Origin of the sequence: Halomonas sp. ATBC28 (assembly GCF_005937175.1) — a bacterium.
In the GTDB taxonomy this organism is placed as follows: domain Bacteria; phylum Pseudomonadota; class Gammaproteobacteria; order Pseudomonadales; family Halomonadaceae; genus Vreelandella; species Vreelandella titanicae.
On record NZ_VCQL01000001.1, the window covers coordinates 237,667 to 248,451 of the forward strand.

General features: G+C 56.1%; 1 protein-coding gene. It reads right to left on the reverse strand.

The window, feature by feature from the left end:
* Window positions 1-21: 21 nt before the first annotated feature.
* On the reverse strand, window positions 22-10,782 hold the full coding sequence (locus tag E0L35_RS01090; protein WP_138799353.1) for a LysM peptidoglycan-binding domain-containing protein: 10,761 nt from the start codon (window positions 10,780-10,782) through the stop codon (window positions 22-24).
* Window positions 10,783-10,785: the final 3 nt, after the last annotated feature.

The following is a 10,785-nucleotide window of genomic DNA, read 5'->3' on the forward strand; positions in this document are numbered from 1 at the left end:
CTTTTATCTGTGTGCCGTTAATCATTTGTTGGGTTTCACGAGGCTTGCTGCCAGCGATAGGTTAGAAATTCTCAACAATGGCAGGCTAGCGCTGCTGGCCGCTGAGAAAACGGTAATATCGAAGCTGAAACCAGCGCTTGCGTTGACTAGTGGCTTTGTGTCGTTGAACCAGCTTTGAGCATAGTCTCCGACCGTAGCGATGAAACTCGGGTCGGTCTTTCCTTCGGTCGAGGTTGGCGCCAAAAGCGACAGCGGCAAGACCGTGTCTGGGATATGTTGTTCGCCAACCAGATTGTAGCGGTAGGTGGTCTCAATCCGTACCAGTAACGGCTCCTGAATAGGTACTTGGGGTAGCGGCGCGAGCAGTTGATTGAAAAAAGGCTCAAGCCATTGGGTCACTGTGCGCGGAGTATCCCCGTCCAGGGTGTAGTTCGGAATACTGATCAGTGGTACCAGAGGGTTGGCGAATTTCGCCGGTGCTGTGGTGAATTCGAACGCTGGCGTGGTTTTAACATCAAGGTCTGGTGACAGATGTCGGTTGCGCATGACTTGGATTGAAGCCCACCCGCTTTGCAATGCGAACAGGTCGAGGTCGTTGAAGCCGACCTGACGTTCGGAGTCGGTGCGGGCGGTTTCGTAGGCAAGCCATTCGGGCAGGTCTGGGTTTGCCCCTTCGCGTCGCTTGTACTGCCACACTACGGCTCCCGTTGCGGGCGTGCTGTGGATTTCGTGTGGCTCGTAGCTCTGCGAGTTGATAAGTACTTGGGCCAGGGAGAGGAAATTGTCTTTGCTCTCCTGGCTGATCTCAAAACGCTGCGGAATGATCTCGACCTGGGCGTGGCCTTCGTCGGAAGGTGTCAGCAGTATCTCGAAGGTGTATTCAACGCGCGGTGCGGCCTTGGCGAACTGGGCGGTCAGTTTGCCCCTGGCCCACTCATCGTAGGCCGTGGCGACATTCGACGTCACGGCTTCGAAGGCCGCAATGGCGTCCTTGGCTAAGGCGACCGATGGATCCGCGGCAGAAGTCTTGCCGCTGACTGGCCGCAGGTAGGACTCCAGATCGCGCGCTACCGCTGGATAAATCGCTACAAATTGGGCCAGGGCATCGAAAAGTGCCTTATCCTTGCTTGCGCCTACCAGATCATCGTCGGAGATGCTGGCATCTTGGTTAAAGACGACATCGGCCATGACTGAATCCTGGGCCGCCTGCTGTAGCAGATACGTGAAGTCGTAGCGCCAGGATTTGAGTTCGGCTGGGCTTTGCGGCGTAGCCATACTCGGGATGCCGGTCTGCACTTCAACCGTAGCGGGTTGTGGCAAGGCACGTAACGCTACCGGAATGGAAAAGCTATCGCCCTTGGCAGGTTTAATGGGTGTGGTGATCGGCCCGGTGAGCAGAGAGATCCAGTTCGACTGTTCGTAGTTTTCGATCCCTGCGACGCCGCGGATGTCATACTCAATGTGGGTGAGGGTGTAATCGAGTTTCAACTCTACATAGCTCTCTGAGTCGGCTGACCGGGAGGTGGCAAGAAAGGCCAGAGTGCTGGTGTCTTCACCCTGGGTCAGCGGGATCTTGCCGGTGGTTAGGGAGAAGTTGTCGTTAGGTAGCTCTGTGCTGGCTCCTGTCAGTGTTGCACTGGGTTGGCCGAACAAGCGCGGTGGCACATCGGCGCGTCCCAGCGGAGGGGCGTATGAAGTACCCGTTACTGGTAGAACCGCCACTGCCGTCAGCGAGTTTGCGCTGCTGAGCCGGTTCAAAAGAGCCTGTTTTAGTTTCTCAATTGCAGCCGGTTGCAAGCTGTCGTCACCGCCAACAAGTACCGAGGTGGCGGTTGATGAAATGGCGTGAGCAAGGGCCTTCTTGTGCTCAAGCAGGCGCCACAGATACCCCGTTTTTTCGGGCTCGATGGGCAGGCCATCTTGCTTGGTCTCGGGCTCGTCGGTCAAACCGAGTAGCCGGTCGAGCTGGTAGAGCGGCGTTGAAAAGGACGCTGCCAGTACATCATCGACCGCTGTTAACACCTCCTCCAGCCAAACATTTGGATCAACGCTGGTGAAGGTGGTGAGTGTGCCTGAATCGGAAGCTGGATAGGGCGTGCCTGTTTCGTAAGGGCGCAAGTCGACCTCGATGGTGACCAAGTTCGACGCGATAGGTAACGGTGCAAAATAGCTCGCCGTGTTGCCAATCTTGTAGCCGATACCTGCCGGCGTTGCTGCATCTGGCTTGGCCATGCGCACCGCCCAGACGGTCGAGCCGTTACTGGTGCTGGACGTACTTGGGTCAGGTGAACCTGTACCGACTCGCATCTGCCAGTTCTCAGTCTGGAAGGTCTTTTCAAAACGCAGTGCGAACTCGGTCAGTGCCACTGGATAGGTTTGAGTCTCGTCCGTTGCCTTGAGGTTTGGCTGCGGCAGTTCGATAAGCCCATTGGCGGGAATGTTGGAGACCGCTCGCAATCCTCCACGCACGGTGCGCAGGTTAGGTGCTACCCATTCGGCCTGTCGGGTAAAGCTGAGGCCGAGTTCAAGCTGATGAATGTCTGCCGTGGTGTCGATCTCGTTGAGGTCGATGCTGCGGGTAATCGTCGTTTTGTCAGGTGGCGTTGCCGTGTGACCATCCGCACGTGCGGTCAGATAGGTAATCGCCGCGCTCAGATAGGCTAGGATCTGTTCACGTTCGGCTGACGTCAGCGGTTGGGTCTTCTCGGCCATCAGCGAATTTTCGAAGGCCATGGTGACCACCGGGCCGTCCAACCCCATCATCCCGAGTGATGTATAGTCCTGGATAAGTTGAAAGTAGACCCGCGTCAGTTGGGAGAGATCACAGCGAGCGGTGCGTTGCCATACTGGTAGTGTGTCTCCAGCACGGACTATATGCAGGTCACTTGCGCGGCTGAGTTGGGTATCTGGCTCATAAGGCGTCGGGTCGAATACCAGTTCGACGCTAAGTTGGGGCGCTCCAGCGTCGCCGGAGTAAGTATAGGCCCGGGTAGTCGAGGGCCAGGCATCGATAGGAATCAGCGCATCGGAACAGGTTAGCATTGTCCCCAGGGTGCCATAAGGCGGGGTTGTTTCCTGCTCAACCGTGTTAAAGGGGTTGGGGATCCGATTGCCGAACAGGTCTAGCCAGTCTAGCGCCAACGTTAGCGGCGTTCCGATACCAAGGTAAGGATTGCCAGAAGGATCAAGCAGGCTGGTATCGCCCGGTACGGCATTGGTCAATGCCTTACCGGTGAAGCCGAGGGTCTGGCTGTAGTGATAAGGCGTATCCTCTGCCAGCGCTTGTCGCTTTAAAATCCGCGAGCGTGGCGTAGAACTCGGTTCGGCCGGTGGATCCTTCGGGCCGAAGGAGGCTCCCATCTGACTGGCATCGAAATAGGGCGTAGCGACGATCTGCGCACTGAGCAACTGATAAAGTTGCAGTAACGTGTCTTGGGTATAGGTTTTCAGGTCTGCTGTTGTCGGGTTTTCCGGGAGCTGCGGTATCGCACCGCGCTCGCGTTGTAGACTGAAGCCAGCATTACCGAGACCAAGGTTGGGTTTGGCCGCTAAGGCTAGAGGGTCGATGTTAACCACATCTCCAAAGAGCCCCGCCGTATTGCGCGCGCCGTAAATCAATGAGGCCAATGAAGTGTTGAAATAGCGTGCTATGTCGGTGAGCGTCGAGCCTGGGGCACCACCAATCTGGTAAGTGAAAGGTGGAAGGCGGAAAATCGACAGGGGAGCCACCGAAATTCCTGGATTCCAAGCCATAATGTCGGCCTTGGTTACGCCTTGGCCTGGAACGCAGCCAGCAGAGTAATAGTCGGCAAGCGTCTGTAGCGGGTCGGCTGTGGACGCCTGTTGCGGTGTCAATTGGGCAATGAGGCCGGAGATAGGGACATGAGCACCTGCGGTGAGCGTCTCCCTGGGGTTGGCCTTAGCCAGACCCGCCAAGTCGAGCCCATAGGCCGCAGTAATCTCGGAGAGTGTCAGGCCGGAGACATCGCCGCTGGGGGCTGGTGCCGAAGTGCCGGTTAGCTGCACCACCGAGGATTTTGGATCGATTGGTGCCGAGGTGACTAGGGCGTTCACTGCGTTGAAGACCCTTGTCGCCGATTGCAACGCAGCATCACGGCGTAAGGTGATCACCAGTGTCAGCGTCGCTGTACCGTCGTTATCGAATAAGCCCGTTGGCAGCCCAGAGCCGGTGACGAGGTTTTGATAGAACAGGAAACTACCACCTGAATTAACGGTACTAAGTTCCCACAGCAGCTTGATGAACTCCGCTGGGGCCATAGCGATCCCCGTCGGTGGTTCCTCGGCGAACTGGGCATTGGCACGAAATGCACCTGCCGGAGGGTTGGTCTCGGTGGAAAGGTTCGACTGTACGATGTAAGACAGGAAGTCAGACGGCGCCTGGCTGGTTAGCCCCGGTACGCCATTATTGATGTCGGCATAGGTCAGGAACAAGCCACTGACAAGGTCTTCGCCGATGCTTGCCATGGAGGTCAGTAATCGCTCCAGCAGTACCGACTCCCCTGGGTTGGGGCCAATAATCTCATAGGCATAAGGCGCGAAGTCCTGTGCTGGCGAGCCGCTATTCCCCGGCCCCGGCGGTACGATGTCATTGGCGTCAGGCCGCTGCGGTGCCTGATCAGCTGTTTGTGCTAATGCCTTGATGCGGAAGTCGATCCGTGTCGCGAAACTGTAGTCATCAATCGGTTGGAAGGCGGTCTTCTGCGTGGCCGGGTCTGTGGTGCCGACTTCCGGAATCAGCGGCGGCAGATAAGGTTGCATCTCGCTGAAGGACAAGCCCTGGGCTGCGAGCGCGGCCTGGTTTGCCTCAATGATCTGTTGTAGCGCTGGTGACAGTTCGAAAAGGATCGGGCTTGCCTGGGGCGCACTGGCTTGGTCGGCGACTTTGCTTTGTCCCGCCGGAGGCGCACAAACCGCTGCAAGCCCCGCGCTATCGGCGGTCTTCCATGGTACATAGGTCGCCATACCATAGCTGCGCGGTTCCAGTTCTGTCTCCGGTGTTATCATCAGCGCCTCGACGCGTGGCTTGTAGCCATTGGTGCGGGCGGTATCGACTACCTGGGTTAGCAAACCGGCTTGGGAAATGTTATCGAAACTTGCTGACGTGCTGCTGCCAATACTGATCCAATCGTAATCTGGCGTATCGGGGCGGCTAAGGGTGATCGTATAGTCGTCACTGCGGTTCGCCAGTGGTACCTGCTGGCCGGTCAACTGATAGAGGCTGTAAGCGGTTTGAGTATCCCAATAGGGTGCGCCGTAGAGAAAATCTTTTGGTAACGTGAGTCCTGGTGCCACCGGAAGCCGCATACCGTGCAACATATAGCGCGCAGCCATGCCGGCGGTTTGGCCGAGTGAGCCGGTGGCGACGATGGACGGCCAAAGGCTGTCCTCGGGGAGCACAGAGAGCCGCGGTACGGCGAAGGCTAGATCCGTGTCGGTTCGGAACAGATTCGCTTTGGCCATGGTACTGGCGGTCAAGAAGCTTTCCTTCGGCACATGGTAGCGTGCCAGGATCGTCGCGATGGTATCTTCATCCCTGGTCGTATAGGCAACATCGGGAACACAAGTCTGTACGGCTGCGGCGAGCAGTCCTGCTTGGGTGTAAAGCTGCGTCTCCTGAGCAAGCGCCTTGAGCGTTAGGCCCACACCTGCGGCGATAGCATTGAAGTCGTCGCCGGGCTGAGTGTTATAGACCTTATCGTTGAGCTCGACAGTGATTCCGGAGGCGATCAGGTTATTTTGGCTCCGGTTCTTAGTGATCAGGCTCGCCGGCTCAATGCCATAACGGCCAGCAATGGCTTGCAGCGTGTCACCCGACTGCACCATATATGGGATACTCGCCAGCTTAAGTGTCAGTCCCGCCGTCAGTGGATAGGTCATATTGGACGCGATCAAGTCTGCGGCATTGAGTTGATCAGCCAGCATATTATTCGCCCAGTTTACAATTGTATTGATCGAGGTCTCGTCGGTCAGCGGATAGGGGTAGTCATCGAAGACGTCGAGTGCCCGCTGAACCAGCTGCCTGGCCAGCAAGACAATGTAGTCGGTGAGTATCGTGGCTGCCATCGGCACTGAAGGGCTAGCGCTCTGGTCGAGTGTTTGTGTGCCATCGCCATCGGTCTCGCTATCAACATTGGCGGCCGTTTCGGCAAAAATTTGGCGTACTAACATCTGATAATCGGTGTCAGCACTAACATAGGCACTTAGGTCGATCGTTACTTCGCCAGTGTCCTGGGTAGGATCCGGCACGCTGAGGCGCAAAAATGGCAACGCCGGGAACAGCGTAGCGCCAGCATTGAGTGCCGATCGTCGCTCCTCGCTTAGATTGGCGTCGGGCAAACTGATCTTCACGGTGAAGTTTTCTGCCAGAAAGGCCTCAATCTGTGCAGGAGTGAAGGGTTCAATGTCAGGATCTGACAGGGTTTGCAGGATACCCTCAACCGCCGCACGTGACAGGGTGCCGGTGGCCGTGCTCGGCAGTGGCAGTCCGGTCTCATGCGTTACGCTATGCAGGATCCATGGCAATAGTTGGGCACAGAGCTTACCAAAGGAGGTGTCGGCGCCATCTCCCGCTGGGGATGTACCTTCAGTGGGTTGCTCTGGTGCATCCATTGAGAACAGTACTACAAGGGCACCTTCTTGCTGAGCGTAGCCAGCATTTTCCGCACCGAGAACCGTCATCTGGGTCGCTAGGGTGATCTCCAGAGTGTCCGGGCTTGCGGTGAGGCTTTGCTGGCGCTTCATACGCGCCAACCCTTGCGTGGCATCGAGGCGGAAAGCTCGGTGATAAATGCCGTAGTCGAATAGCGTGCGGGGCACAGGCAAACGACGCTGGCGCTGATAAGCGCCATCTGCAGTCACGCCAATAAACACTGCCTCGGGCAGTTGGCGTGATGGATCGTCCCATGGCGCCTGGCTATCACTGCCAATTGTCAGCTCTTCGCGAATCGTAGCCGCAAATGACAGGCTGATAGAGATAGAGAAGAGCCCGAGGTCGATTTTAACTTTGACCGAGACGTTAACCTCGGCGGCCAACATCAAGGGGATCTTACGGAAGCTTTCGTAGGTGATCTGGATATACACTTTCACCGTGATATCCAAATCAGCCTTGATAATTGCAAAGTTGATCGACCCATAGAGCCGGCCGATTAATCCGAAGGTGCCTGTCAGCTTGAAATAATAGTCACCCTGCACCTCGTTTGAGCTGCTGGAGCGGGTTAGTTGATAGGGGTGGGTTAGTTGATAGGGGTGCCAGGCCGCAAGCGTGCCCTCAATGATGCCGAAGATAGTGATTGAGAAACCGGCCTTCAGAATGCCGTACTCAACCGAGCGCCCGAGACCAATTTCTGCACCGAAGCCGAAGACGATGACCGGGTGGAAGGTACCTCTCGTCGTTACCGGTAGGTTCGGTGCGGTAGCGTTGGACAGCTTGCCGAAATAAAAGCCAGCAGAACCCAACACCGGAACACCATAGATGATTGCTTCAACTCTGAAAGATCGGCTGAAGTCCATATTTTTCGGGAAACCGAAGTCGATTAGGAAATCACCATTGGTGTAGATCTGGATGCCGATAACTGGCAGGGTGACCTTAAAGGCGCCAAAATCGAGGTTACGCAGAACCCCTGGCAGCGTGAATTCAATTTGATAAAGCCCGATATCGTCGGTGATACGTTTGTAGAGAACGTCGATCTCAAGACCATCTAAGACCTTGACCTTTTCCCCGTTGAGAGCAATGCGCAGGCCGTAAAGATTGGGATCGTTAAAGACGATCTGCATATCAACCGAATAGGTGTTCGTGGCCGGAATCTTAAGCACACCGAAGTGGAGCGCTGCCAACCAGTTAGAGGAGGGGTTGTAGTAGGGCTGTCCACTCTTTTGCTGGCTCGGATCGAACGGTATACCAGGGCCGTCGGAGGGCGGAATATCTGCCAGTGCTTTAATCACGGCTTTGGTGGAATCGAAAGCACCCGGGTCATAGATGGCCACCCGCTGACCGAGTGCCATCATGTAAAGATGGAAGTAGCTGTTCCCGCGCCCGGGAACATCCGGCATGTTCTTGACGTCCTGTCCTTCGCTCTCTTTGTTAAACAGCGGTTCATTCTCAAGACCGGGGATCTGCGTCTTACCATCGATCACCAGTGTGGTCTTGCCGTCGACCTGGCGGAAGACGAGACCATGGACAGTAAGGAAGCCCAGGTTGATCGATGATGGTAGCTTATAATGAGCGCTAATCCGGTTTTTGACGCCACTCTTCAGATCAAAGCTGATCGACAGCCCATCGAGTGAGATCGTATTGAGCATATCCCAGGGGCTCGACAGGGTGAAATAGGGATCGCCCAACATCTCCATCAGCGCCGTAACGAGACCGCCGACGGTCCAGCCGTTCATCGAGAAGGTGATGGTCTCTTCAGTGAATGAATATTCGGCGCGAAAGCCCTTCCAAGCCATCCACAGTACTTGACTGTACTGTTCGGCCGCGACGGCGTCACGCATTGCCTGGGTCATTGGCATCACAAGGCTCTGGACATCATTTTTGGCTGGGCCGAAACGGTAGCCGATCTCGACCGTGGCGCCGATGGTGTCGAGGGTAATGGTGCCAATGATCTGGCCGGAAAACTCCGTTCCCGCCTGACGGTTGCCATCATATTGCAAGCCGATGTCTGCCAGCGTTGCCACCGGGAAGTCTGGGGTCAGTTGGAAGTTCCAGCTAAGTTTTCCAGAGATTTTGTAAGACGATTGCTGCTGCTTTTCGGCAAGTATGGGAAGCGCTGCACGATACTGGGCATTGGTCAGTGCCCCGACCGGGCGCACGGGGCTTGTCCAGCCAGCGCCCAGGTGGCGGCCCGCCACATGCCTGGCTGGACGAATAAGCGCAGTGCTAGCCTTGTTGTCTTTGGGATTGGAAGAGACCACTGGGATTTCTGCATTCAGTGCAAATGCCTCGACGGTCAGATCACCGGGGATAAAATCTGGCAGTTGGTAGGCATCAAAAAATTGCCTCAGCAAATCGCTGATTGAGACCGGCTCCAAAAGAGCAGTGTCGAGACTCCAGACCGGCGGTTGTGCAGTACCGTCGTAGTCGACGCGCATAGAAGCAGAGAGCGGCCCAACCTTAACCTGGCCGTCGATGGAACCGGTGTAGACGGTCGCCCCCTTTTGATTATCCGTGCGGTTCGGTGTGCTGGCGCCGAGTTTAAAGGCCATGTTGCTGATTTCGACCAGCTTCTGCCCATCCGGTGTCTGGATAAAAGGCACGTCCAGCGAGGCATCTACGGTAAAGCCTAACTGGTAGGCTTTTTCACTGGTCTGAACGGCGATAATAATATCGGAAAATTCTACTTCTACGCCTTGTGGCATACCGATGGCGCCGCCGGTGACACCCATCAGGACGTCATTCATGGACGCCTTGCCATCGAAGTTGCCGTTAAAATTAAGATCCTGGTCGATCTGAATGCGGAATTCACCACCCGGCGAGCCATCCTTCTGGCGGAAAATGTCGGGGAATAACGTAAAGAGGGCGGAAAAATTGGCGAAGGTCTTGCTGGGTTTATCGCCCGCCATCTGCATACGCCAGTTGAACGAGAATGCTTGGATCTCGAATTGCTCGCCGGATGTTGGATCAATGAACAGCGGAATCGGTTTGCCCTGTACCGAACCAAGCTGGGCGGCGAGGCTCGTCACCCCCATTGTCGGGCTGGCTGGTCCGGCAATCTGAAAGCCCTGCATTTGCACGCTGGCGAGATATTCCTGCAGTACCGGCGGCACCGAGCGGAAATAGCTCTGGCCGGCCATCAGCGCGATGACTGCGCTCGGCGTAATCGGCTTGTCACTGTCGGCAGCCGCAATCGAGAAGGCGTAACTGTAACGGGCGCTGGTTCCTGACGGTGATTCGGCGGCTTTGGGAATCAGGCTACGCAGCAGCACAGGAATCTCTGTCCCCTCGTCGACGGACTGCAGCGTGACGACGGCTTCGACAAAATATTGCGGATTCTGGTTGTAGGTCTTTTCGGCAGCTTCCCCTTCTTCTGCCGGCAGCTCGCCTTCCACTGTTTTGACGACAAAGCCGATGCGGGGCAGTGACACATCAATGAAAAACAGCTTGAGGTCGCCTGCCGAAGGAATGCCAGCTGAGACATCCATTTCTGGAACGAAGGTGTTTTTAAGATCAGCCGAACTAAGCCTGACTGGTCCCGATAGCACTAGGTCGGACGGGTTCGGCAGGCCCTGGATCAGGTCGAGGATAAGCTTGACCGTGCTGGGCACCACAAAGTTGCCATACAGGTTCTGGCCCGTGGCCATGGGTACCGATGCCCCGTTGAAGTCTAAGGACTGTTCCGCCGTGGTATAGAAAAACCGTTGTTCGATCTGCTCCAATACGCTGTAGGGGTAGCCACTCATAGCGGTGAAGAAATCCTTCAACTGCCATTCTTGTGGCGCGACATCGATACCGAGAATCGGTGTATCGCTGTCGTTATCCTTGCCTATGATATAAGTCTGACTGGTCGGCGCGTTAAGGAAAGTCAGGGAGACCTCCGGGATAGAGAAGCTCCCGCTGGTTACTTCGCTGACCGAGGCGCGGCTGTAGGTGATCTCCAACCCGTTGGTATCGTCGCTAAGTCGGAAGGCAGCTTTTATGTCAGCCGTAAAGTTCTCCGGTGGCACCAATCCGGCGTTGACCCAGAAGGTGTCGTTGAGAATCACTGGGCCGTCTGGCGCATTGGCGAAGGCGTCGCGCAGCTTTTGGATCGGAGTTGGATCAGCCATGGG